General features: G+C 63.9%; 24 protein-coding genes. 17 read left to right on the top strand and 7 right to left on the bottom strand.

From position 1 onward, the window contains the following. Nucleotides 1-121 precede the first annotated feature (121 nt). From betA to BW994_RS09155, 6 genes are all read left to right on the top strand, one after another. A complete protein-coding gene (gene betA / locus BW994_RS09130) occupies nt 122-1777 on the top strand; it encodes a choline dehydrogenase (RefSeq protein ID WP_029314114.1) in 1656 nt (551 codons plus the stop codon). Nucleotides 1778-1909: 132 nt separating this feature from the next. Further along, nucleotides 1910-3163 (top strand): sarcosine oxidase subunit beta family protein, encoded by a 1254-nt coding sequence (locus BW994_RS09135; protein ID WP_029314116.1) that lies wholly within the window; start codon nt 1910-1912, stop codon nt 3161-3163. A 14-nt stretch (nt 3164-3177) separates the two neighbouring features. Further along, nucleotides 3178-3441 (top strand): sarcosine oxidase subunit delta, encoded by a 264-nt coding sequence (locus tag BW994_RS09140; RefSeq protein WP_029314118.1) that lies wholly within the window; start codon nt 3178-3180, stop codon nt 3439-3441. Next, nucleotides 3438-6386: a sarcosine oxidase subunit alpha family protein gene (locus BW994_RS09145; RefSeq protein ID WP_029314120.1), complete on the top strand. Its 2949-nt coding sequence runs from the start codon at nt 3438-3440 to the stop codon at nt 6384-6386. Before BW994_RS09140 ends, BW994_RS09145 begins: the two co-directional genes overlap by 4 nt. Beyond that, the gene (locus BW994_RS09150) at nt 6379-6936 is read left to right on the top strand and encodes a sarcosine oxidase subunit gamma (protein ID WP_029314122.1); all 558 of its coding nucleotides are present in this window, start codon (nt 6379-6381) and stop codon (nt 6934-6936) included. Before BW994_RS09145 ends, BW994_RS09150 begins: the two co-directional genes overlap by 8 nt. A 7-nt stretch (nt 6937-6943) precedes the next feature. Then, nucleotides 6944-8305: an L-serine ammonia-lyase gene (locus tag BW994_RS09155; RefSeq protein WP_029314123.1), complete on the top strand. Its 1362-nt coding sequence runs from the start codon at nt 6944-6946 to the stop codon at nt 8303-8305. 140 nt (nt 8306-8445) lie between these two features. Here the strand turns inward: BW994_RS09155 and BW994_RS09160 are convergent, their stop codons facing one another. The 5 genes from BW994_RS09160 to queE form a co-directional block, all read right to left on the bottom strand. Beyond that, nucleotides 8446-9027 carry a hypothetical protein gene (locus BW994_RS09160; RefSeq protein WP_139334055.1) on the bottom strand — a complete coding sequence of 194 codons (582 nt, stop codon included), beginning with the start codon at nt 9025-9027 and terminating at the stop codon, nt 8446-8448. A gap of 164 nt (nt 9028-9191) precedes the next feature. Further along, nucleotides 9192-9914: an acetoacetyl-CoA reductase gene (gene phbB, locus BW994_RS09165; protein ID WP_029311378.1), complete on the bottom strand. Its 723-nt coding sequence runs from the start codon at nt 9912-9914 to the stop codon at nt 9192-9194. A 67-nt stretch (nt 9915-9981) separates the two neighbouring features. Further along, the gene (locus tag BW994_RS09170; protein ID WP_076454497.1) at nt 9982-10698 is read right to left on the bottom strand and encodes a GNAT family N-acetyltransferase; all 717 of its coding nucleotides are present in this window, start codon (nt 10696-10698) and stop codon (nt 9982-9984) included. Between the two features lie 87 nt (nt 10699-10785). Beyond that, the gene (locus BW994_RS09175) at nt 10786-11142 is read right to left on the bottom strand and encodes a 6-pyruvoyl trahydropterin synthase family protein (RefSeq protein WP_029311376.1); all 357 of its coding nucleotides are present in this window, start codon (nt 11140-11142) and stop codon (nt 10786-10788) included. Then, nucleotides 11142-11777, bottom strand: a complete 636-nt coding sequence (gene queE / locus BW994_RS09180) for a 7-carboxy-7-deazaguanine synthase (RefSeq protein WP_029311375.1) — start codon at nt 11775-11777, stop codon at nt 11142-11144. Before queE ends, BW994_RS09175 begins: the two co-directional genes overlap by 1 nt. A 126-nt stretch (nt 11778-11903) precedes the next feature. Between queE and BW994_RS09185 the strand changes: the two genes are divergently transcribed. After that, nucleotides 11904-12977: a sulfotransferase family protein gene (locus tag BW994_RS09185; protein ID WP_051657261.1), complete on the top strand. Its 1074-nt coding sequence runs from the start codon at nt 11904-11906 to the stop codon at nt 12975-12977. Nucleotides 12978-12980: 3 nt separating this feature from the next. Here the strand turns inward: BW994_RS09185 and BW994_RS09190 are convergent, their stop codons facing one another. Both BW994_RS09190 and trxB read right to left on the bottom strand, forming a co-directional pair. Beyond that, nucleotides 12981-13868, bottom strand: coding sequence for a LysR family transcriptional regulator (locus tag BW994_RS09190; protein WP_029311373.1), 888 nt, complete (start codon nt 13866-13868; stop codon nt 12981-12983). A 64-nt stretch (nt 13869-13932) separates the two neighbouring features. Then, entirely contained in the window at nt 13933-14922 is a 990-nt protein-coding gene (gene trxB, locus BW994_RS09195) for a thioredoxin-disulfide reductase (RefSeq protein WP_051657260.1), read from the bottom strand. Nucleotides 14923-15111: 189 nt separating this feature from the next. On the opposite strand from trxB, the gene BW994_RS09200 reads away from it, so the two are divergent. The 10 genes from BW994_RS09200 (at nt 15112) to BW994_RS09245 (ending at nt 25124) form a co-directional block, all read left to right on the top strand. Continuing rightward, a complete protein-coding gene (locus BW994_RS09200) occupies nt 15112-15633 on the top strand; it encodes an Lrp/AsnC family transcriptional regulator (RefSeq protein ID WP_029311371.1) in 522 nt (173 codons plus the stop codon). Beyond that, nucleotides 15630-16607, top strand: a complete 978-nt coding sequence (locus BW994_RS09205; RefSeq protein WP_245594084.1) for a cytochrome c oxidase assembly protein — start codon at nt 15630-15632, stop codon at nt 16605-16607. The genes BW994_RS09200 and BW994_RS09205 overlap by 4 nt, the downstream gene beginning before the upstream one ends. A gap of 207 nt (nt 16608-16814) precedes the next feature. Beyond that, nucleotides 16815-19139: an outer membrane protein assembly factor BamA gene (gene bamA, locus BW994_RS09210; RefSeq protein ID WP_245801544.1), complete on the top strand. Its 2325-nt coding sequence runs from the start codon at nt 16815-16817 to the stop codon at nt 19137-19139. A 4-nt stretch (nt 19140-19143) separates the two neighbouring features. After that, nucleotides 19144-19929: an OmpH family outer membrane protein gene (locus BW994_RS09215; RefSeq protein ID WP_029311368.1), complete on the top strand. Its 786-nt coding sequence runs from the start codon at nt 19144-19146 to the stop codon at nt 19927-19929. A 9-nt stretch (nt 19930-19938) separates the two neighbouring features. Beyond that, nucleotides 19939-21024, top strand: coding sequence for a UDP-3-O-(3-hydroxymyristoyl)glucosamine N-acyltransferase (lpxD, locus tag BW994_RS09220; protein ID WP_029311367.1), 1086 nt, complete (start codon nt 19939-19941; stop codon nt 21022-21024). A 30-nt stretch (nt 21025-21054) separates the two neighbouring features. Next, nucleotides 21055-21555, top strand: coding sequence for a 3-hydroxyacyl-ACP dehydratase FabZ (gene fabZ, locus BW994_RS09225; RefSeq protein ID WP_029311366.1), 501 nt, complete (start codon nt 21055-21057; stop codon nt 21553-21555). Continuing rightward, nucleotides 21552-22358, top strand: a complete 807-nt coding sequence (lpxA, locus tag BW994_RS09230) for an acyl-ACP--UDP-N-acetylglucosamine O-acyltransferase (protein WP_029311365.1) — start codon at nt 21552-21554, stop codon at nt 22356-22358. Before fabZ ends, lpxA begins: the two co-directional genes overlap by 4 nt. Before the next feature lie 237 nt (nt 22359-22595). Next, a complete protein-coding gene (locus tag BW994_RS09235) occupies nt 22596-23414 on the top strand; it encodes an LpxI family protein (protein ID WP_029311364.1) in 819 nt (272 codons plus the stop codon). Nucleotides 23415-23452: 38 nt separating this feature from the next. Further along, nucleotides 23453-23848, top strand: a complete 396-nt coding sequence (gene gloA, locus BW994_RS09240) for a lactoylglutathione lyase (protein ID WP_029311363.1) — start codon at nt 23453-23455, stop codon at nt 23846-23848. Nucleotide 23849: 1 nt separating this feature from the next. Beyond that, on the top strand, nt 23850-25124 hold the full coding sequence (locus BW994_RS09245; RefSeq protein ID WP_076454499.1) for a sulfotransferase family protein: 1275 nt from the start codon (nt 23850-23852) through the stop codon (nt 25122-25124). The last annotated feature ends 24 nt before the right edge of the window (nt 25125-25148 follow it).

Here is a 25148-nt window from a genome sequence, read left to right on the forward strand (position 1 = left end):
TTCCGCTGATCTGGCCTGGACAGCCCTCCCCTTGCCTAAAACTAATGGATTTTAAAGGCTCCGCCTTTAACGGGGTCCAGGGGCAGAGCCCCTGGCCTTCTTCCCGAAAGGCACCAACCCCATGACCGAGTATGATTACGTCGTTGTCGGAGCAGGCTCCGCGGGGTGTGTGTTAGCGGCGCGGTTATCGGAGGATGCCGGGGTTTCGGTTTTGTTGTTGGAGTATGGCGGATCGGATCGATCGGTGTTGATACAGATGCCGAGTGCGTTATCGATGCCGATGAACATGCCGAAGTATGATTGGGGTTATCACAGCGAACCCGAGCCGCATTTGGGGGGGCGGCGGATGCATACGCCGCGCGGCAAGGTGTTGGGCGGATCGTCTTCGATCAACGGGTTGGTTTATATTCGCGGCAATCCGCTGGATTTCGACCGGTGGGAGGAGATGGGCGCGCGGGGCTGGGCGTATCGGAATGTGTTGCCGTATTTCAAGCGTGCCGAGACGCGTGATGAGGGCGGCGATGCGTGGCGGGGTGGCGAGGGGCCGTTGCACACGAAATATGGGCCGCTGCGCAATCCGCTATACCAGGCCTTCATCGAGGCGGGACGGCAGGCGGGATATCCGGTGACCGAGGATGTCAACGGGTATCAGCAGGAGGGGTTTGGCCGGATGGACATGACGGTTCATCGCGGCCGGCGGTGGAGTGCGGCGAATGCGTATTTGCGGCCGGCGCGGGGGCGGGCGAATTTGACGGTGGAGTCCCGCATTCTGGTTTCGCGTGTGGTGTTCGAGGGGTCGCGTGCGGTGGGGGTGGCGTATCTGCGGCGGGGCCAGGAGGTTGTGGTGCGGGCGCGGCGCGAGGTGGTTTTGGCGGCCGGGGCGATCAATTCGCCGAAGCTGCTAAAATTATCGGGGGTTGGCCCGGCGGATGAGTTGCGGGCGCACGGCATCGGCGTGGTCGCGGATCGTCCGGGGGTTGGCGAGAATTTGCAGGATCATCTGGAGTTTTACTTCCAGTATGCCTGCACCCAGCCGATTACATTGTATTCGAAGATGAATCCGCTGGCGAAGGCGTTGATCGGCCTGCGGTGGCTGGCGTTGCGCGATGGTTTGGGGGCGACCAATCATTTCGAGAGTTGCGGGTTTATTCGCTCGCGTGCGGGGATCGATTATCCGGATATCCAATATCATTTCCTGCCGCTCGCGGTGCGGTATGATGGCAAGGGAATAGCGTCCGAGCATGGGTTTCAGGCGCATGTCGGCCCGATGCGGTCGCGCAGCCGGGGGTGGGTGCGGTTGCGCGGGGCTGATCCGGCGGCGGCGCCGTCGATCGTGTTCAACTACATGAGCGATCCGGAGGATTGGGTCGATATGCGGGCGTGTGTGCGGCTGACGCGCGAGATTTTTGCGCAAGATGCGTTCGCGCCGTTCCGGGGGCGCGAGATTGCGCCGGGTAGCGGCGTGGTGAGTGATGCCGAGATTGATGCGTATATCAGCAAGAGTGTCGAGAGCGCGTATCATCCGTGTGGCACGTGCAAGATGGGCGCGGTGGACGACCCGATGGCGGTGGTGGCACCGGACACCAGGGTGATCGGGGTGGAGGGGCTGCGGGTGGCGGATAGTTCGATCATGCCGCGGGTGACGACGGGGAATTTGAACGCGCCGACCATCATGATCGGGGAGAAGGCGGCGGATCATATCCGGGGTGTGGCGTTGCTGCCGCCGAGCAATGCGCCGTTTTACACGGCGAAGAATTGGGCAGTCGCGCAGCGATGACGGAATTATACAAGTCTTGTGCCGAGTGAGTGCGCGTAGACCGTGTAGGCTTGTGCCTTAACTAGCGGGGTCTGGGGCCTAAGGCCCCAGCGGGTCCAGGGCAGAGCCCTGGCCTTAACTTGGAGCCTTGATATGCAGAAATTCTCAGCCTTTGCCTTGGCGAAAGAGGCGTTATCCGGCCAGAAAGGCTGGACCCGCCAATGGCGCGATGCCGCACCCAAACCGGCCTATGAGGCCATTATTGTCGGTGGCGGCGGGCATGGGTTGGGCACGGCGTATTATCTCGCGAAGAAGCACGGGCTGCGCAACATCGCGGTGCTGGAAAAGGGCTGGATCGGCGGCGGCAATACCGGGCGCAACACCACGATCATTCGTTCGAATTATCTGTTCGACGAGAGTGCCGCGCTTTACGACCATTCCGTGAAGTTGTGGGAGGGGTTGTCGGCGGATTTGAATTATAACGTCATGTTCTCGCAGCGTGGCGTGATGATGCTGTCGCATAATGTGCATGACGAGCAGGTGTTCAAGCGGCATGTGCATGCAAACCGGTTGAACGGTGTCGATAACGAGTGGTTATCGCCCGATCAGGCGAAATCGTTCTGCCCGCCGCTGAACATCGCACCCGGGATGCGTCATGCGGTGACGGGGGCGGCTTTGCAGCGGCGTGCGGGTACGGCGCGGCATGATGCGGTGGCGTGGGGCTATGCGCGGGCGGCGGATGCGCTCGGGGTCGACATCATTCAGAATTGCGAGGTCACCGGGATCGATCGTGATGCGAGCGGTCGGGTCAGCGGGGTGCAGACCAGCAGGGGTGCGATCGCGACGCGGCGGTTGGGGATTGTCGCGGCGGGCAATACATCGGTGCTGATGGCGATGGCGGGGCAGCGGATGCCGCTCGAGAGTTATCCGTTGCAGGCGCTCGTGTCCGAGCCGATCAAGCCGATTTTTCCGTGCGTCGTGATGTCGAACACGATCCACGCCTATATCAGCCAGTCCGACAAGGGCGAGCTGGTAATCGGCGCGGGGACGGATGCGTATATTTCGTACAGCCAGCGCGGGGCCTTGCATATTTCATCGCACACGCTCGAAGCGATCTGCGAATTGTTTCCGATGTTCCGGCGGATGCGGATGCTGCGCAACTGGGGCGGTATTGTCGATGTGACGCCGGATCGCTCGCCGATCATCGCCAAGACCGAGGTGCCGGGCCTGTATGTGAATTGCGGCTGGGGCACCGGCGGGTTCAAGGCGACGCCGGGCTCGGCGGATTTGTTCGCCTACACGATGGCGAAGGACGAGCCGCACAAGATCAATGCGCCGTTCAACCTTGAGCGGTTCGGCGCCGGGCGATTGATCGACGAGGCGGCGGCTGCCGCTGTCGCGCACTGACAAGGAGATTTAAGATGTTAGTGATTTCCTGCCCTTATTGCGGCGATCGTCCTGAAATCGAGTTCTCCTATGGCGGTGAGGCGCATGTGGTGCGCGCACCCGCCAGTGTGACCGATGAGGAATGGACGGCGTTTCTTTACCAGCGCAGCAACGCGCGCGGCAGCTACGCCGAACGCTGGCGGCACGCGCATGGGTGCGGGCGGTTTTTCAACGCGCGGCGCAATACCGTGACGGATTTTTTCGAGCAGACCTACAAGATCGGTGAGGCGCCGGCATGACACAAAAGTATCGCCTTGCCACCGGTGGGCTGATCGACCGGCGCGTGACGGTTCCGTTCACCTTCGATGGCAAGGCCATGACCGGCCATGCGGGGGACACGCTGGCCTCGGCGCTGCTGGCCAACGGGGTGCACCTGGTCGGGCGGAGTTTCAAATATCACCGCCCGCGCGGCATTGTTTCGGCGGGGGCGGAGGAGCCGAACGCGTTAGTCGGCGTCGGGCGCGACGAGGGGCATTATACGCCCAATCTGCGCGCCACGCAGGTTGAGCTTTATCACGGGCTGCGCGCGGAAAGTCAGAACCGCACGCCTTCGCTGGAGCGTGATGTCGGCAGCATTACCGACCGGCTGTGGCGCTTTTTCCCTGCCGGATTCTACTACAAGACCTTCATGTGGCCGAAGGGCGCGTGGACGAAGTTTTTCGAGCCGCGCATCCGCGCCATCGCCGGGCTTGGGCGCTCGCCGGCGGCACCCGATGCCGCGCGCTACGCGCAGATTTATGCCCATTGCGATGTGCTGGTGATCGGCGCCGGGCCTGCCGGGCTGAGCGCAGCACTCGCCGCTGCCGAGACCGGCGCGCGGGTGATCCTTTGCGACGAGCAGCCGCAGTTCGGCGGCGCGCTGCTGGCAGAACCCGGCCAATCCGCCTGGCTCGCCGAACAGCGCGCACGGCTTGCCGGTTTTGCAAACATCACGATGCTGCCACGCACCATCGCGTTCGGCTATTTCCCGCACAACATGATCGGGCTGGCACAGGATCTGACCGATCACCAGGGCGAAACCAGCGACGATGCGCCGCGCGGCCGGCTGTGGCAGGTGCGCGCCAAGCAGGTGATCACCGCGACCGGTGCGATCGAACGGCCTTTGGTGTTTCCGGACAACGATCGGCCGGGCATCATGCTGGCCGATGCCGCGCGGACCTATGTCGAGCGCTACGCGGTCAAACCCGGCAATCGTGCCGTGGTGTTCACCGCGCATGACGATGCGTATCGCGCGGCGGTTTCGCTGCACGAGGCCGGTGTGACGATTGCCGCCATCGTCGATCTGCGGGAAAGCCCGGAGGGGCCGTGTTTGGACGCGGCACGCGCGGCGGGCCTGCCGATCCGCACCCATGCGACGATCATTGGCACCGAGGGCAATCTGCGCGTTGCGGCCGTCAGCGTTGCCACCATCGGCGCGGCGAACGCCGAGCGGATTGCCTGCGATCTGGTGCTGATGTCCGGCGGGTTTACGCCCAGCGTGCATCTGTTCTCGCAGAGCCGGGGCAAGCTCGCGTTCGATCCGGCGCTGGATGCCTTCATCCCCGGGACGCCGGCCGAGCCGACGATTGCGGCGGGTGCTGCCTCGGGCTGCCAGTCGCTCGAAGCGGCGATCGCCTCAGGCCGCGCGGCCGGGCTTTCGGCGACGGGGCAGGCGGTGGCGGCGCCGGTGGCCGAGACTGTTGCGGCCGGGTTTCTGGGCGAGGTGCCGCATGGCCGCGATCCGGCCAGCGTGCGCGCCTTTGTTGATTTCCAGAACGACGTGACGGCGAAAGACATCACGCTCGCGCTGGCCGAGGGGTTTCGCTCGATCGAGCATGTCAAGCGCTACACCACCACCGGCATGGCGACCGATCAGGGCAAGACCTCGAACATGAACGCGCTCGGCATCGTTTCGAAATCACTCGGCGTGCCGATCCCGAGCATCGGCACCACCACGTTCCGGATGCCGTATACGCCGATCCCGTTCGGCTATTTCGCGGGCTATGCGCGCGGTGATCTGTTCGAACCGGTGCGTGAGACGCCGATCCACGCCTGGGCCGCCGAACAGGGCGCGGTGTTCGAGGATGTCAGCCTGTGGAAACGCGCGCGGTATTTTCCGCGCGGGGCGGAGACGATGCATGAAGCGGTCGCGCGCGAATGCGCCGCGGTGCGCGCCGGGGTTGGTCTGTTCGATGCCTCGACGCTCGGCAAGATCGAAATTACCGGCCCGGATGCTGCGGAATTTCTCAACCGCATGTATGTCAACGCCTGGACCAAGCTGAAACCCGGAAGGCTGCGCTACGGCATTCTGCTGCGCGAGGACGGGTTCATCATCGATGACGGCGTGGTCGGCCGGATTGCCGATGATCGGTTCCACGTGACCACCACGACCGGCGGTGCGGCGCGCGTGCTGAACATGATGGAAGATTATCTGCAGACCGAATTCACCGATCTGAAGGTCTGGCTCACCTCGACCACCGAACAATATGCGGTGATTGCGGTGCAGGGTCCGCGCGCGCGGGAGGTGATTGCGCCGCTGGTGGAAGATGCCGATATTTCGGCGGCCGCGATGCCGCATATGAGCGTGGTGGAATGCCGGGTCGCCGGCGTGCCGGCACGGTTGTTCCGGGTCAGTTTCACCGGCGAACTCGGCTTTGAGATCAACGTGCCGGCCGATTACGGGCGCGCGGTTTGGGAGGCGATTGATCAGGCGGGTCAGACCCACGGCATCGTGCCCTATGGCACCGAGACGATGCACGTGCTGCGCGCGGAGAAAGGCTATATCATCGTCGGTCAGGAGACCGATGGCACGGCGACGCCCGATGATGTCGGCCTGACCTGGGCGATCGGCAAGGCGAAGCCCGATTTCGTTGGCAAGCGCGCCCTTGCCCGCACCGCGCTGGCCAGCCAGACCGATCGCAAGCAATTGGTCGGGCTGCTCACCGCCGATCCTGCCGAAGTGCTGGAGGAGGGTGCGCATCTGGTCGCCGATCCGGCCCAGCCGATTCCGATGACCATGCTGGGGCACGTGACGTCGTCCTATTGGAGTGCGGCGCTCAATCGCTCGATCGCGCTCGCGATGGTGCGCAACGGAAGGGCGCGGATTGGCGAAACCCTGCATGTCCCCCTGCCGGGACGCTCGGTCGCGGTGACGCTGACCGACCCGGTTTTCTACGATCCCGAAGGAGCACGGCTCGATGGCTGACATCGCAATCGCCCCCGCAAGGCGCACCGCCCCGCTGCCGGGTGCGGTGGACCGCAGGATCGAAAAATCCGCGCCGCTCACCCGCTTCGTGCTGCGGCTGCCGGAAGAGTCCATCACCGCCGCGGGTGCCGCGCTCGGGCTTGATTTCACCGCGCCGATCAACCGCGCCGTGACCGCGGGCTATCGGATGGCGCTGCGCCTTGGGCCGGATGAGTGGCTGGTGCTGGCGCCCGCCGCCGATGCCGCGATTCCGGGCGCGCTTGGCGCCGGTCTGGCGGATCGGCTGTTTTCACTGGTCGATGTCAGCCATCGGCAGACCGGCATCAGGCTCGCCGGGCCGCACGCTGGCGCGATGATCAACGCGCTGTGTCCGCTTGATCTGGGCAGTGCGGCGTTTCCGGTCGGCATGGCGACGCGGACGATTTTCGCCAAGGCCGATATCGTGCTGTGGCGGACCGGGATTGCCGAATTCCACCTTGAAATCTGGCGCTCTTTCGCGCCCTATGTGGTTTCATTGCTGCACGAGATCGGCCGCGAGTATCCGGATTGACCCTGTCATGATCAGCCTGTTCGATCTGTTCAAAATCGGCATCGGACCGTCATCGTCCCACACGGTCGGGCCGATGCGGGCTGCGCATAGTTTTGCGGCCGACCTGGCCGATCCGGCTGGCGTGGCGCACGTGCAAATCACGCTGCTCGGTTCGCTCGCCTGGACCGGCAAAGGCCACGGCACGGATAAAGCCGTGATCCTCGGCCTGGCCGGTGAGGCGCCGGAAACGGTTGATCCCGATCAGGCGGATGCGATCGCCGCAGCGGTTACGACGGCTTGCGTGCTGAAACTCGGCGGGTTTCACCCGATCAAATTCGATCCGGCAACGGATATTGTGTTCGACTACGAAACACCCACCACGCGACACCCCAACACACTCGAATTCAGCGCACGCGATGCCGCCGGCAGCATTCTCGCCGCCGAACGCTGGTGCTCGGTCGGCGGGGGTTTCGTCATTCGCGAAGATGAAAAACCCGATCTTGGCGCGATTACCGAAACGGTGCCCTATCCCTTCGCCAACGCCGTCGATCTGCTGCGGCTCGGCGAAGCCTCCGGCCTGTCGATCGCGGCCATGATGCGCGCCAATGAATTCTCGCTGCGCGACCCGGCAACCGTGCTCGCCCACGCCGACCTGGTGCTTGCCACCATGATGAACGGCATCGAACGCGGGATGCGGACCACCGGCACCCTGCCCGGTGGTTTGAAAATCACCCGGCGCGCCCCCGCGCTGCACGCAAAAATGCAGACCGACGCTGCACGCAACGACCTCGCACCCCATGAAAAAATGGACTGGGTCAGCCTGTTCGCGATGGCGGTGAACGAGGAAAACGCCGCCGGTGGCAAAATTGTCACCGCGCCGACCAACGGTGCCGCCGGGGTCATTCCCGCCGTGCTGCGCTATTTCCGCGATTTCTGCCCCGGCGCCACCCATGAATTGATGCGCGACTTTCTGTTCACCGCCACCGCGATCGGCGGGTTGTTCAAGACCAACGCCTCGATCTCGGGCGCTGAAGTCGGCTGTCAGGGCGAGGTTGGGGTCGCCGCCTCGATGGCCGCCGCCGGCCTCGCCGCCGCACGCGGGGCAACCAACCGTCAGATCGAAAACGCCGCGGAAATTGCCATGGAACATCACCTTGGCATGACCTGCGACCCGGTCGGCGGGCTGGTGCAAATTCCCTGCATCGAACGCAACGCGTTCGGCGCGATCAAAGCCATCAGCGCCGCCTCGCTCGCGGCACGGGGCGATGGAACCCACCATATCTCGCTCGATCAGGTGATCGCGACCATGCGACAGACCGGGGCGGATATGAATAGTAAATATAAAGAGACCTCGCTTGGGGGGCTCGCTGCTAATTTTATTGAGTGTTAGGGTGAAGGGGAAGACTTCTTTTTTGTAAAAAAGAAGCAAAAAACTTTTTGACTCTGGGACTGGGGGTTTGGCTGGATTTCGCCTTATTCGTTTATATCGTTACGATCTCGTAACGATATGGGCGTGCGAAGGTGCTTGGGTCAGGCGGGTTGAATTTTGAAATCTTGGTCTGGGGTGGGGGATTCGGACGCGGCGCAATCTGGCGTGCCGAAGATGATGTGGCGGCGGGAGTCTGGTGGTGGGTCGGGGGCGAAGGGGGGTTCGGTGGGCAGGTCGATGCCCATGGCGTTGTAGAGCGGGGTCAGGATGCGGATGAGTTTTGGGTTGGCTACTAGGAATCCTGCGAATTCGGGGTCGGCGAGGATGTGTTGCAGGGTGAAGCGGGTGAAGCCGGTTTCGGGGATCAGGCGGTAGAGCCAGGCTTCGCGGCACGGCAGGGTGAGGCGTTTGCGGCGGGCGCGGGGTGGCTGGGTGGGTTGGGATTCGGTTGTGGCTTCGGACGTTGGTTTGGGGGTTGGTTTCGCGCGGGGTGGGATGGGGCCGCGGGCGAGGGCGGCGAGGAAGCGGGTGGTGAGGTTTTGCAGGCGGGTCCAGATCAGATTGACCATGGGGACGGGGACGTAGCCGGCCGGGCCGTGTTCGGCCACGGTGTCGCACAGCGCGTTCATCATGACGATGAAGCAGCGGATGACGAACGGGGGATTGGTTGGGGTTGCTGGCACGCGAGGATGATAGGACGCGGGACGGGGGGTGGGAAAGCATTTTGTTAGAATTATTGTTAGATATTGGGCCGGGGCTATTTTAGCCCCAAGCCCAAGTCCCAGATTAATAAAAGTTTTTTGCTTCTTTTTTACAAAAAAGAAGTCTTACTCCTGACGTAGCCTGCTCAATACATATGTTGTCCACCGTTGATCGAGAGTGTCGATCCGGTGACGAAATCGGCGTCGTCGGCGGTGAGGAAGACGACGCCGCGGGCGATATCTTCGGCGTGGCCGAGGCGGCCGACGGGGATTTTGGCGATGATTTTTTCCAGCACGTCGGGGGGTACGGCGCGGACCATATCGGTATCGACGTAGCCGGGTGCGATGGCGTTGACGGTGATGTTGTAGCGTGCGCCTTCCTGGGCGAGGGCTTTGGTGAAGCCGTGGATGCCGGATTTGGCGGCGGCGTAGTTGACCTGGCCGTATTGGCCGGCCTGGCCGTTGATTGAGCCGATGTTGACGACGCGGCCGAATTTTTTGGCTTTCATGCCGTCGAATGTGGCTTTGCAGAGATTGAAGCAGGAGCCGAGGTTGGTGTCGATCACGGCGTCCCACATATCGCGGGACATGCGGGACATGGTGCCGTCTTTGGTGATGCCGGCGTTGTTGACCAGGATTTCGATGGGTCCGAGGCGGCTGGTGATGCTGGCGACGGCGGTGGCGCAGGCGTCGAAGTCGCAGGCGTCGAATTTCATGGCTTCGATGCCGTGGACTTCGGTGAAGTTTTCGGCGGCGGCCTGGTTACCGGCGTAGCTCGCGATGACGGTGCGGCCGGCGGCTTTCAGGGCCACGCTGATGGCGGCGCCGATTCCGCGTGTGCCACCGGTGACGAGTGCGATTCGCGACATTTTGTTTCCTCCTTGATACGTTCCGCGCAGTTTGGACCCGATCAGGGGTGGCTGTAAATGACCGGAATCATGCCGTTTTGGTTGCTGCGGCGCGGCATGTGGCGAGGCTGCGGATTTGGGTGCCGTTGGCGGTGAAGTTGGCGGGGTCGAGCCAGGCGAGGAAGCCGGCGCGGATTGCCGGCCATTCGGGGTCGATGATGGCGTGCCAGGCGGTGTCGCGGTTGCGGCCTTGGGTGACGTGGCTTTGGCGGAAGATGCCTTCGAGTTGAAAGCCGAGGCGGAGGGCGGCCTGGCGGGATGGGGTGTTTAGGCTGTGGCACTGCCATTCGCAGCGGCGGTAGGCGAGTTCGTCGAAGGCGCGGCTGAGCATGAGGAAGATGGCTTCGGTGCCGGCGCGGCTGCGGTGCAGGGCGCGGGTATAGTTGACGGCGCCGATTTCGATCGAGCCGTGTTCGGGGTTGATGCCCATGTAGGCAGCGTAGCCGACGGCGCGGTTCGTGGCGTCGATGATGGCGAACGTGGTGAATTCGGTGATGGCGGCGATGCGGGCGAGGTCGGCGTGGAATGCGGCGGCATCGGCTGGGCGGGGGGTGCGCCACCAGGTCCAGTCACGATCGTCGGGTGCGGCGAGGAAGCCTTGGACCAGATCATCGGCGTGGCGGGCGGGGTCGAGGGGTTCGAGGTGGCAGTAGGCGCCGTGCATCGGGGTGTGCGGCGGTGGGGGGCGTGGCGTCCAGTCCGGCACTGGGGCGCCGACGATCTGGCCGTACGCGTTACGACACAAGCTCACGGGCGTGCCCGCAGCCAAGATGCGCCCCCGACCCCATTAACAAGAGTTTTTTGGTTCTTTTTTGCAAAAAAGAACCCTTCCTTAACCCTCATAGGTGCAAGACTCCCCTTCGCTATCGCGAAACACCGCGACGCGAGCGAGGCCGGGGCAGGCGGGGTGGAGGGTGCGCCAGATGAACGCGGCGAGGTTTTCGAGGGTGGCGGGGCCGAGGTTGGGGACTTCATCGAGGAAGCGGTGATCGAGGATGTCGCGCAGGGTGGCGATGTGGGTGTTCAGGATGCCGAAATCCATGATCATGCCGGAGGCTCCGGGGGTGCCGCGCAGGGTGATGGTGGCGCGGTAGGAGTGGCCGTGGATGCGGCGGCTCGATTCGGTTTCGATCGTGCGGTTGAGGGTGTGGGCGGCTTCGAAGCGGAAGTCCTTGGTGATTTCGAACATCAGGGGATGCCCAGGTATTTATGGGTCTGCATCGAGAGGCGCCATTTTGGGTGGGTTTGGCAGTAGGCGATGGCGGCTTGGGTGTTGGCGGTGCGGTCTGGCCCGTCCATCGGCTGGAGGAGGAAGGTTTTGAAATCGAGGCTGGTGAAGCGTTCGGGCATTGCTTCGGGTTGGGGGTAGACGAGTTTGAGTTCATCGCCCTGGCTGAGCGCGAGGGGGGCGCGGGCTTTGGGGCTGACGCAGAGCCAGTCGATGCCGGGTGGCGGGGTGATGGTGCCGTTGGTTTCGACGGCGATGCTGAAGCCTTGGGCGTGGATGGCTGCGATCAGCGGTTCATCGAGTTGGAGCAGCGGTTCGCCGCCGGTGATGACGACGAGGGCGTGGGCGGTGGTGGGTGCGGTCCAGGCAGCGCGGATGGCGGCGGCGAGGCTGGCGGCGTCGGTGAATTTGCCGCCGCCGGTGCCATCGGTGCCGATGAAATCGGTATCGCAGAACTGGCAGGTGGCGGTGGTGCGGTCGGCTTCGCGGCCGGTCCATAGGTTGCAGCCGGCGAAGCGGCAGAACACGGCGGCGCGGCCGGCGTTGCTGCCTTCGCCCTGCAGGGTGAGGAAGATTTCCTTGACGCTGTATGTCATGCGCGACCGCTCATGGCTGCGGACTATCGCAATCCGCGCGGTTTGGCGACCGGTTTGGCGCATTGCTTCCATTACGCTTGATAGGGGGACGCTTGATCGGGGGGCGCGGTTGGGCAAGATGGCGGGATGGATCAGGCGGGCGGGTTTCGGCAGGCGATATTGGTGCTTGGGATGCATCGGAGCGGCACGTCGGCGCTGACGCGGGTGATTTCACTGTGTGGTGCGGATTTGCCGGCAACGCTGATGCCGCCGGCGGCGGGGGACAACGAGACCGGGTTCTGGGAGCCGCAGGCGCTGGTTGATCTGCATGACGAGGTGCTGGCGGCGATGGGTTCGTCGTGGCGCGATGTGCGCGGGATGCCGGCGGATTGGTTCGACAGCGCGGCGGCGGTGCCGTTTCGCGAACGGTTGGCGGCGCTGCTGGTGGCGGAATATCGGGATGCAGCGGTGTTCGTGGTGAAGGATCCGCGGCTGTGCCGGTTGTTGCCGTTGTGGCTGCCGGTGCTGGCGGCGCTGGGGATTGCGCCGCGCGTGGTGGTGCCGGTGCGCCATCCGCTGGAGGTGGCGGCGTCGCTGCATCGGCGCGAGGGGTTCGATGCGGGGCGGGCGCAGGCGCTGTGGCGGAGCCATGTGCTGGTGGCGGAGCGGGAGTCGCGCGGGTTGGTGCGGTGTTTCGTGACCTATGATCAGTTGATGACGGATTGGCGGGTCGTGGTGCGGCGGATCGGCGCGGTGGCCGGGGCGGATTGGCTGGCGGGTGCGGATGCGGGCGCGATCGAGGCGTTTTTATCGGCTGATTTGCGGCATCACGCGGTCGCCGGGGACGATGGTGATGGTGATGGTGCGGCGATGATTGCCGGGGTGGCACCGGTGTTCGACTGGCTGGTGGCGGCAGCGGCGGGGGATGAGCCGGATGGGGCGTTGATGGATCGGGTTGCGGCGGACGTTGCGATCGGCGAGGCGTATTTCGGGCCGGTGATCGCGCCGATCGAGGCGGCGTTGGCCAAGCAGGCGGGGGATTTGCAGCATTGGATCGACGCGGCGGTGGAGCGTTATGCGGTGATCGAGGATTTGCGCCGGGAGATCGACCGGTTGGCGGCGCTGGTGCCGGGCGCGCGGCCGGGGCGGTTGCCACGATGGGTCGCCGCGCTGCGCCGGCTGGTGGGGGCGGCCGGCGCGCGCGGTGAGGATGAGGGGTAGCGGCTAGCGCCGGCCGATTTCGTGGACCAGGAAGTCGCGGAAGACGCCGACGCGTTTCGAGTTGCGGAGTTCTTCGGGGTAGACGAAGAACATGTCGATTTTCGGGGTTTTGGCTTCGGGCAGCAGGCGGACCATGCCGGTGGTGTCTTCGGCCAGATATTCCGGCACGGCGCCGATGCCGAGGCCGCTTTTGATCGCGATCAGCATGGCTTGCAGCGAGTTGACTTCGAGCGCACCGGTGCGGGCGGCGGCGCCATCGGCCCGGCCGAGGCCGGCGAGCCAGTTGACGTCGCTGACCGGTGGTTTGCGATCGCCGAACAGGATCAGGCGGTGCTGATCGAGATCTTCGGGGCGTTCGGGCTTGTTGCCGGCGGTTTTCAGGTAGTCTTCGGAGGCGAAGATCTGCCAGCGGATTTCACCGAGCGAGCGCTGCACCAGATCGGGCTGGCGGGGCGGGTGCATGCGGATGGCGACGTCGGCTTCGCGCATCGCGAGGTCGAGATCGGTATCGTCGAGCAGCAGGGTCATGCTGACGTCGGGGTATTGGTTGAGGAAGGTTTTCAGGCGCGGTGCGAGCCAGGCGACGCCGAAACTATGGGTGGTGGTGACTTTCAGGCGGCCGGCCGGGCGGTCCTTGCTTTCGGTCAGCAGGGCTTCGGTCATCTGGAGTTTGGCGAAGACCTCGCGCACGGTGCGGTTGAGCTGTTCGCCCTGCTCGGTGAGGATCAGGCCGCGCGCGTGGCGGTGGAACAGCGGCACCGAGAGGGCTTCCTCGAGGGCCGAGATCTGGCGGGAGACCGCCGATTGCGACAGGTTCAGCGTATCGCCCGCGTGGGTGAAGCTGCCGGCCTCGGCGACCGCGTGAAACACCCGCAGCTTGTCCCAATCCATATGATTCCCTGTCACGATGAAGCGTCCCCTGTTGCGGTGCTTGTATGACCGCCCGTTATGCCGATCACGCCGCGCGCCGTTCGATTTGCGCGTGTTCGGCCAAGAATTTTTCTGCCTCGAGGGCTGCCATGCAGCCGGAGCCTGCGGCGGTGACGGCCTGGCGGAAGATGCGGTCCTGCACGTCGCCGGCGGCGAACACGCCGGGGGACGAGGTGCGGGTGCTGCCGGGCACCGTCGTGATGTAGCCATCGGCGTCCATATCGAGCTTGCCGCGGAACAGGCTGGTGGCGGGATCGTGCCCGATTGCGATGAACACGCCATCGACCGTGATGTCGCGGTGCGCGCCGGTTTCGGTGTGGCGCAGGCGGGCACCGGTGACGACGGCGGGTGAGCCGGCGCCGAGGATTTCATCGACCGCGTGATCCCAGATGACGTCGATTTGCGGGTTTTTGAACAGGCGGTCCTGGAGGATTTTTTCCGCGCGCAGCACGCCGCGCCGGTGGATCAGGATCACTTTGCTGGCATGATGGGTGAGGTAAAGCGCTTCCTCGACCGCGGTGTTGCCGCCGCCGACCACCGCGACGGTCTTGCCGCGATAGAAGAAGCCATCGCAGGTGGCGCAGGCGGAGACGCCGGCGCCCTGATAGGTCTGTTCGGAGGGCAGGCCGAGCCAGCGCGCCTGGGCGCCGGTGGCGATGACGATGGCATCGGCCAGGTAGATCGTGCCGGAATCGGCGACCGCCTGCATCGGGCGTGTGGTGAAATCGACGCTGGTGATGATATCGTGATCGATCCGGGTGCCGACGTGGCGGGCTTGCGCTTCCATTTGCTCCATCAGCCAGGGGCCTTGGATGACATCGGCGAAGCCGGGGTAATTTTCGACATCGGTGGTGATGGTGAGCTGGCCGCCCGGTTGCAGCCCGGCCACCAGCACGGGGGCGAGGTTGGCGCGCGCGGCGTAGATGGCGGCCGTGTAGCCGGCCGGCCCTGCCCCGATGATCAGAACCCGCGTGCTGACCGCCGCCGCCAAATTGATCGTACCCGTATTCGCCATAACCCTCACTCAGATCCCGATTTGGTACCCGGCCCCTATATGTGCCAAGTTTTCGACCAGTTTCATATCATATCGAGGTTGCATCGCGCCACACAAGCGGCGAGACGCGGCCCCGGTGGTCTTGAACCCTTTCACAGACCGTCGATATGCAATTATATTACGCGTACAACTCTGTCACCGGTGATATCCATGCCGTTTAGCTCGGCCAACACGAACGCAACCAATTCGACCGCCCAGGCACGCGCCAATGAGGTGCCGCAGCTCGATGAGATCGACCGCCGCATCCTGACCGAATTGCAGGGCAACGGGCGGATGACCAATGTGGAGCTGGCGAGCCGCGCCGGGATTTCGCCGCCGCCCTGCCTGCGCCGCGTGCGCCGGCTTGAGGAAGCCGGGTTGATCAAGGGGTATCATGCCGAGACCGACCCGCAGAAACTCGGCTGGCAGATCCAGTTTTTCGCGATCGTTGGGCTCGATAGCCAGCGGCAAAGCGTGCTCGACGCGTTTGAACAGCTGGTCGGTTCGTGGGAGGAGCTGCGCGAGTGCCACATGATCCGGGGTGGTGGTGATTTTCTGTTGAAATTCGTGGCGCGCGATGCGGCGCATGAGAACCGGCTGACCGAACAGCTCACCGGAGCGGATAATGTGACACGGGTGCAGACGTTGCAGACCATTCGCACCAGCCGGGTGCTGGCGGGCGTGCCGATTTGAGCGGGGCGCTCGATCGGCCGGGGTTTCATCGGTTCGATACGGTCGATCGCCGCGCGGTGATTGCCATTGTGATCGCGGGTGGTCTGCTCGATCTGGCGAGCCGGTATCTGCCGGCGGATTTGCCATATCTGGCGCCGTTCATTTTCAATATCCCGATCTTTGCCGGCACGATTTTGTTCGGTTTCTGGTACGCGCGGGGATTGCACCGGACGGCGCGGGGCGCGTGGCCGGCGCTGTGGCGGCGGATTGCGTATTTCAGCGGGGTCGGGGCGATCTATTTCGTGGCGCAGACCCATTTCGAATACGCTGCCCAGCACATGTTCTTTCTGAACCGGCTGCAACAGATGACGCTGGGGGTGTTCGCGCCGTTTCTGATCGCGTTCGCGTGGCCGCGCGATGTGCTGGCGGCGGGTGTGCCAGCGGAATTGATCGGGGTGGCGGGGCATCGGCTGTTGCGCCGGCCGATCGCGGTGTTGCGCAACCCGATTGTCGCGGCGGTGATTTCGATTGCGGTGACCGATGTGTGGCTGCTGCCGGCGGTCGATTTCGCGGCGATGATCAACCCGCCGCTGTATGCGGTGATGAATCTGGTGATGCTGCTGGCCGGGTTGCTGTTCTGGCTGGTAGTGCTCGACCCGCGGCCGCGCGCCGAGGCGGGCTATAGTTATTTGACGCGCATGGTCTGCGGCTTTCTGACCATGTTTCCGCAGATTTTGGTGGCCGCGACCGTCGCGCTGTCGGGCATCAGTTACTATGATTTTTATGATTTGTGCGGCCGGCTGTATCCGTCGATTTCGCCGATTCAGGACCAGTTGATCGGCGGGATGATCGAATGGATCCCGCCCGGCCTGCTCAACACCGCGGTGCTGTTCGTGCTGCTCAATGCGATCCGCAAGAACGAGGATAAGGAAACCCGGGAAACGCCGATCCCGCCGGGTGCCCGGGTGATCGAGGCGAAATGGACCGGGCGGTGAGCCGGCACCCCTAAAACGACGCAGTGTGCAATGAAGTTTGTGCCATCACCGCCCGGTGATGCCCTTGCGGATGGCGGCGGTAGCGGCTAGGCCGCATGTCGATATGGTGCGAGGGTTGGCCCTTGCATCGGGTTTCATGATCTGGGTTCGTTTAGGAGATTATCCTTGCGGCGACTGCGGTTGGCTTTGATGACCTCGGCGTGCCTGGTGCCAAGCGTTCTGGCGCCCGCCACACAATCCGCCGTCGCGGCGACGCGCACGGCTGCGTCTCATGCGGCGGGCCAGACCCGCGAGGCGACCGGCGGCACGATTGCGGCGGTCGATGTTTCGGGCAATCAGCGGATCGATGCCAGCACCATCCGATCGTATATTCTGCTGCAGCCGGGTGATGCGTTCAGCGCGCGGCGGATGGATCTGAGCCTCAAGACGCTGTACGCGACCGGGCTGTTCAAGACCGTTTCGATCACCCGCCAGGGCAATGATCTGATGGTGAAGGTCAAGGAAAACCCGATCGTCAATCAGGTGTTCTTCGAGGGCAATTCGGTCGTCAAGGACAAGGACATGAAGGGCGCCATCGCGCTCAAGCCGGGGTCGGTGTTCACCGCCGGCGGTGCGGCGACGGCGACCAAGGCGATTTTGGGGCTGTATGCCAAGCGCGGCCATTACAGCGCGACCGTGGTGCCCGAAATCGTCAAGCTGCCGGAAAATCGCGTCAACGTCGTGTTCAAATGCCACGACGGCACGCAGACGTTGATCAGCCGGATCAATTTCATCGGCAATCATGAATATGGCCAGGGCAAGCTGCGCGAGGTGATTTCGTCGCGCCAGGATGCGTGGTACCGGTTTTTGTCGGATTCCGATCAGTATAACAGCGAGCGGGTGAAGTACGACGAATCCCTGCTCAGCCGATTTTATTTCCACCACGGCTACGCCGATTTCAAGATTGTCAGCGCCACAGCGCAGCTCGCGCCCAATCGGAAATCGTTTTATCTGACCTTCGTGGTCGATGAAGGGCCGCGCTATCGTATCGGGTCGGTGCAGGTGGTCTCGTCGCTGCGGAAACTGCCGGGCAAGCAGTTGCGGCCGCTGGTGCCGATTGAGAAAGGCGATATTTTCGACGGCGATGCGTTGCAGGCGGCCGATAAATCGATTTCCACCTATGTGCAGGACCGCGGCTTCGCGTTTGCCCAGGTCGAGCCGGATGTGAAGGAAAACCACAAGGACCACACCATCGCGCTGACGTTCCGCGTCATCGAAGGGCCGCGGGTTTATGTGGACAATGTGTCGATCAGCGGGAATACCCGCACCGAGGATAGCGTGATCCGCCGCGAAATCGAACTCGCGCCGGGCGATGCCTATAACGAACAAGCCGTGAAGCAATCCAAGGATAATCTGGAAAACCTGGGGTTCTTCAAGAAAAAAGACATCTCGATCAAGCCGGTGCCGACGCAGCAGCCTGACCGGGTCAACCTCGACGTCGGGATCGGCGAACAGGCGAACGGGCAGTTCTCGCTCGGTGGCGGGTATTCGACCGATCTGGGTGCGTTGGTCAACGTCGGGCTCAGCCAGAGCGATTTTCTGGGCACCGGGATCGAGGCTTCGATCAGCGCGCTGCTGGCGCAGAAGGGCACGCAGTTCAACCTTGGCGTCACCAACCCGTATTTCCTCGGGCGCAACCTGATCGCCGGGTTCGATCTGTTCCGCACCGATACCGCCAATACGACGTCCTATGTGTTCAGCGAACGCTCGATCGGCGGCGATCTGCGGCTGGGGTTCCGCTATAACCAGCACGTCAGCCAGGCGTTCACCTACACGATCAGCACGCGCGATATTTATAACATCGCGACCGGTGCCAGTCTTTACATTCTGAACGAGGCCGGATCATCGAGCCTGTCGCAGCTCGGCACCACGCTGACGTTCGATTACCGCGACGACCGGCTCGACCCGACCTCCGGCGGGCTGCTGTCGCTTTCGGGCGATTTTGCGGGGCTGGGCGGCAGCGCGAAATATGTCCGCCTGCAGGCGCGCGGGGCGTATTACATTCCGCTCGCGCGGTATTTCGGCAGCAAGGCCTGGGTGCTCGAATTCGACGGGCATGTTGGCGACCTCGTCGATATCCTGGGTTATAAATCGCTGATTGCCGACCGGTTCTTCCTCGGTGGCGATAGTCTGCTTGGTTTCCAGACCGGCGGCGCCGGGCCGCATGATACGCTGTATGGCGACAGTTTGGGCGGCAAATTCATCTATACCCAGGATACCGTGCTGCACTTCCCGCTGCCGGTTTCGCCTGATCTGGGTGTGTCGGGCTTTGCCTTCACCGATATCGGCAGTCTTTCGGGCGTGAGTCCGATCTCGGTGAACGGCAAGACCCTGGGGCTGTACGACAACGCCGCCCCGCGCATTTCCGCCGGTATCGGTGTGGCCTGGAACACACCGTTCGGGCTGATCGATCTTTCCTTCGCCCAGCCGATCAAGAAGTATAAATACGACCAGATCGAGCAATTCCGCGTTTCCTTCGGTACGAGGTTCTAATATCGTGACACGAGTTTCTTCGCTTCGCCTTGGCCTGGTTCTGCCGGCCGTTCTGTTCGGCCTTGGCGTCGGCCATGCGCAGAGCAGCAATGGCCAGGGCTTTTTCATTCCGCACCCCAAGGCGCCGCCGGTCAGCCATTCGGTGCCGGTTCGTGCCCAGCCGATGATCCAGCAACAGCAGCAGGGTATGCCGGAACAGGGCCAGCAGCCCGGCACCCAGGCGATTCCGCCGCAGAAACTGCCGCCAATTCCCCAGCTTCCCGCGCTGCCCAAGGAAAACGCACCACCCGCGCCGGTGATGGGCGTGCTCTCGGTGCCGGAGGTGATGCAGCAATCGACCGCCGCACAGGGTGTCGAAAAAATCATCGAGGCGCGGCGCCAGAAACTCGCCGCCGAGGCCCAGGCCGACCAGCAGAAATGGGAAGGCGAGCAGAAGACCATCACCGGCGAAAAGGCCAAACTGTCCAAGGCCGCGCTGGCGACCAAGGAACAGGCGCTGCAACGCGAGATCGAGGAAGCGCAGGTCGATTTCCATAACCGCAACCTCGCGATCGAGGTTTCGGCCCGAGGCGCACTCGGGAAAATCGAATCCACCCTCATCGCCGTGATCCGCCAGGTCGCGCAGGCGCATGGCATGAACCTGGTGCTGCACCGCTCGCAGGTGGCGCTGAACGTCAACGGGTTCGACATCTCCAAGGAAGTCGCGGCGCATCTGAATACCATTCTGCCGTCGGTCGCGGTGCCGCCGGCCGTGGTTCCCAAAATGGCCAATGCGCCAGCCAAAAAATAAGGGCTGATCATGACTGATACGGCCGGCGCCGGGTTGCCGGGCGACCCACGGTTTTTTCCGCGCTCCGGCCCGTTCACCCTGGCCGAGGTTGCCGCCGCGATCGATGCGGCGGCACCGACCGGCACGCCTGACCGGATGTTTCGCGGCATCGCGCCGTTGCAAAGCGCGGGGCCGGACGAAATCAGCTTTCTCGATAACCGCAAATACCTCAATCTGCTGGCCGAAACACGGGCCGGCGCCGTCATTCTGCTGCCTGAGTTGGCCGATCGGCTTGGCAAGCAGAGCCTCGCGCTGCCGGTTGCGCACCCCTACCTCGCCTGGGCCAAGGCTGGCGGGCTGTTTCATAAACTGCCGCCGGCCAACCCCGGCATTCACCCCACCGCGATTATCGATCCCGCCGCGCGGGTCGACGCCGCTGCCGAAATCGGCCCCTACGCCGTCATCGGGCCACGCGTCGAAATCGGGCCGCGCAGCATCATCGGGCCGCATTGCGTCATCACCGCCGGGGTGATCATCGGCGCCGATTGCCGCATCGCCGGGCATGTCTCGATCGGCTTTGCCATCATCGGTGATCGGGTCACGCTGCATCCGGGCGTGCGCGTCGGGCAAGATGGCTTCGGCTTTGCGCAGTCGCCCACCGGCTTTGTCAGTGTTTCGCAACTCGGCCGGGTGCTGATCCACCATGATGTCGATATCGGCGCCAATACCACGATCGATCGCGGCTCGGCGCAGGATACCATCATCGGCGCCGGCACCCGCATCGATAACCAGGTGCAGGTCGGTCATAATGTTCAGCTCGGCCGCTGCTGCATCATTGTCGCACAGGTCGGTATCTCGGGCTCGACCATCATCGAGGATTTCGTGGTCGCCGCCGGGCAGGCCGCGTTCTCGGGCCATCTGCACATCGGCAAAGGCGCGCGGATCGGGCCGCAGGCCGGGGTGATGAGTAATCTGGATGCGGGGGTCGAGGTGCTCGGCAGCCCGGCCCAGCCCTCCAAAGCGTTCTTTCGCGAAGTCGCCATGATCCGCCGCTTTGCGCGGCGCGACAGAATGCGGCATTCTGAGACCAAGCCGGACCAACCCGCCGGCGACTGAACCATTCACAGGAAATACGGATCCATCCCGATGGACGGCACCACACCAGACAGCAGCGCGCCGGCCACACCAGCCGGACGCACTATCGATATCGCCGGCATCTTGCACGCGATTCCGCATCGCTATCCCTTCCTGCTGATCGATCGCGTGGTCGAACTGGTCGAAAACGTCTCGGCGGTCGGGGTCAAGAACGTCTCGGTCAATGAAAACTTCTTCCAGGGCCACTTCCCCGGTCACCCCGTGATGCCGGGCGTGCTGATCATCGAAAGCATGGCCCAGACCGCCGCCGTGCTGGTGGTTGAAACGCTCGGTCCGTCCGAAGCGGGCAAGATCGTGTATTTCATGTCGGTCGAAGGGGCGAAATTCCGCCGCCCGGTGGTGCCCGGCGATACGCTGCGCATCCATGTTGTTAAAGAGCGCAACCGTGGCAATGTCTGGAAATTCCACGCCGTCGCGCGGGTCGATGGCGTCGCCGTCGCCGAAGCCACCTACGCCGCTATGATTATGGATCAGAAAGCCGACCACACATGATCCACCCCCTCGCGGTCGTCGATCCGAACGCCAAAATCGGCGCGCGCGTCCATATCGGCCCGTTCTGCATGGTCGGCCCCGGCGCCATCCTCGCCGATGGCGTCGACCTGGTTTCGCACGTCGTGATCGATGGCCGCACCAGCATCGGGGAAGGCACCAAAATCTTTCCGTTCGCCACCATCGGCATGGCACCGCAGGATCTGAAATATAAAGGCGAAGATACCGAAACGATCGTCGGCGCGCGCTGCACCATCCGCGAACACGCCACCATCAATCGCGGCACCGCACCCGGCGGCGGTATCACCCGCGTCGGTGACGATTGCCTGTTGATGACCGCCGTGCACGTCGCCCATGACTGCCAGCTCGGCAACGGCATCGTTATCGCCAATAACGTCGTCATGGGCGGCCACGTCGAAATCGCAGACCGCGCCATCATCGGCGGCGCCGCCGCCATCCACCAGTTCGTCCGGATCGGTCAAGGGGCGATGATCGGCGGGATGTCCGGCGTCGAAGCCGACGTGATCCCCTACGGCATGATCATCGGCAACCGCGCCCGGCTCGCCGGCCTCAATATCATCGGGCTGCGCCGGCGTAACATCGATCACGCCACCATCCACCACATGCGCGCCACCTTCAACGCCCTGTTCCGCGATTGCACCCACCCGTTCCAGGAACGCCTCAAAACCCTGCAATCGCAACCCCACGACCCCCACACCACCGAAATCCTCGCCTTCGCCGCCAACCCCGGCAAACGCGGCCTGATCCGGACGACGACCACCGCCGCTGACGACGCCGAGGGGTGACGGGGTGGGGTGGGGTGAGGAAGAAGGCCAGGGGCTCTGCCCCTGGACCCCGTTAAAGGCGGAGCCTTTAAAATCCATTCGTTTTAGGCAAGGGGAGGGCGACCCAGGCCAGATCGACGGAAAATCCCAGGCAGCGCCCTCCCCTTGCCTAAAACTAGCGGGTTCTAAGGGCTCTGCCCTTAGTGGGGGTCGAGGGGGCAAAGCCCCCTGGCCTGCTTCCTCACCGAACCCCACCCCATGACCCTAGGCATCATCGCCGGCGGTGGTCCGTTGCCCGGTCAGGTGGCGTTGGCGGCGCTTGCGGCGGGGCGTGGGGTTTTTGTGGTGGCGTTGGAGGGGTATGCGGATTTGCGGGTGGTTGGTGGGTTTCCGCATGAGGTGGTGCGGCTGGGTGCGGTGGGTGTTGCGGTGGCGGCGTTGCGGCGGGCGGGGTGTGTGGATTTGGTGTTGGCGGGGCCGGTGAAGCGGCCATCGTTGTTGGATTTGCGGCCGGATGCGGTGGGGGCGCGGTTGCTGGCGCGGGTGGGGCGGGCGGCGTTTGCGGGGGATGACGGGTTTCTGGCAGCGATCGTGCGGGTTCTGGGCGAGGAGGGGTTTCGGGTTCTGGGGGCGCATGAGGTGATGGCGGAGGTTTTGGCGCCGGCGGGTTTGCTGACGCGGGTGGGGCCGGATGCGGCGGCGTTGGCGGATATTGCGCGGGGTGTTGCGGTGGTGCGGGCGATGGGTGTGGCGGATGTCGGCCAGGCTTGCGTGGTGCAACAAGGGATTGTGCTGGCGGTCGAGGCGGTTGAGGGCACGGATGCGATGTTGGCGCGTGCTGGGGCTTTGGCGCGACCGGGGCCGGGCGGGGTGTTGGTCAAGCTGGTGAAGCCGGGGCAGGACCGGCGGGCGGATTTGCCGACGTTGGGGCCGGCGACGATTGCCGGGGCGCGTGAGGCTGGGTTGCGCGGTGTGGCATTCGAGGCGTTGGGCGCCATATTGATCGAGCGCGCGGCGATGGTTGCGTCGGCGGATGGGGCGGGGTTATTTCTGCTCGGCATCGATCCGGCGGCTTGATGATCGTTGGGTCATAATCGTTGGAAAGGGAAACCAGAATGAGCGGCGAGTTTCAGTATCTGCATACGATGATCCGGGTGAATGATCTGGAGGAGAGCATCGGCTTTTATACCAAGTTGCTGGGGATGAAGGAGTTGCGCCGGACTGATGTGCCGGACGGCAAGTATACGCTGGCGTTCGTGGGGTATGGTGGCGAGAAGGACCACACGGTGCTTGAGCTGACCTATAATTACGGCACCGATCATTACGATCAGGGCACGGCGTTCGGCCATCTGGCGCTGGGTGTGGCGGACATCAAGGCGACTGTGGAAAAACTGCGGGCGGCGGGTGCGAAGATTTCGCGCGAGCCGGGCCCGGTGAAGTTCGGCACCACGGTGATTGCGTTCATCGAGGACCCGAACGGCTACAAGATCGAGCTGATCGAGCGCCACTGAGATGAGCACCGCGCCGGTTCCGCCGATTCCCGCGTTGCGGCAGGGCAAGAGCCTGTCGTTTCGGGCTTTGTCGGCGGGGTTTGGCGCGGTGGAGGCGGTGGTGCCGCGCCATTGGCCGGCGGTGACGGCGGATGGCATTGCGCGGGCGGCGGGGGTTTCGCTCGATGGGGCGGCGCGGGAGGGTTTGGCGCGGCTGACCGAGGCGATGGCGCGCGAGACGCATCTTTCGTTGTTCGGGCGGGTTTCGGTGCGGTATGATCTGACAAGGCTGGCCCGCAATGCTGCGCTGATCGAGCGGATGCATGCGGAGACGCCGGCGATCGGGGCGGCGCCGGTGGTGGCGCCGCTGTTCATTATGGGGTTGCCGCGGTCGGGCACCAGTTTTTTGCATACGCTGCTTGGCTATGATCCGGACGTGATGGTGCCGCGGGTGTGGCAGACGCTGTATCCGGCGCCGCGGCCGCGCGATTTCGACAAGCGGGGAAGTGCGGCGGCGCGCAAGACGGATCGGCAGTTGGATATTTTCGCGGGGATGGCGCCGGATTTTCCGGCGATTCATCCGATCGATGCGGACAGTCCGCAGGAGTGCAGCGAGATTACCGCGCATGTGTTCCAGTCGCTGCGGTTCGATACGACGTTCCGGGTGCCGTCCTACACGACATGGCTCGATGGGTTTGGCCATGATGCGGCGTTTGCGTTTCACAAGCGGTATTTGCAGGCGTTGCAGCATGGGGTGGGGGCGAAATTCTGGGCGCTGAAATGTCCTGACCATACGTTTTCGATTCCGGCGATTCTGGCGACCTATCCGGATGCGCGATTCGTGGTGGTGCATCGGGACCCGGTGCATGTCTTTGCCTCGGTCGCGCATATGACGGAGGTGCTGCGGGCGCCGTTCCTGCGGGAGATCGACACGGTGGAGATCGGCCGGCAGGTGACCGAGCGCTGGATCGAAGGGGCGAAATTGCTGGTGGCGTTCGACCGCAGCGGCGCGGTGCCGCCGGAGCGGTTGATCAACCTGCACTATGAGGATCTGACCGGTGATCCGGTCGCGACGGTGGATCGGGTCTATCGCCATTTCGGCGAGACGCTGTCACCGGCGGCGGCGGCGGCGATGCGCGGCCATCTGGCTGCGGCGCCGCGCGGCGGGTATGGCCGCAACCGCTATCAGATGGCGGATTTTGGGATCAATCCTGAGCGGCTCCGGCCGGATTTCGCGCCGTATATGGATTATTTCGGCATCAATACGCGGGCTGCACCCGGAGAGCTGCCGGCATAGACCGATGGCCGTGACGCGGCGTGG

Origin of the sequence: Acidiphilium rubrum (assembly GCF_900156265.1) — a bacterium.
GTDB classification, from domain to species: Bacteria; Pseudomonadota; Alphaproteobacteria; order Acetobacterales; family Acetobacteraceae; genus Acidiphilium; species Acidiphilium rubrum.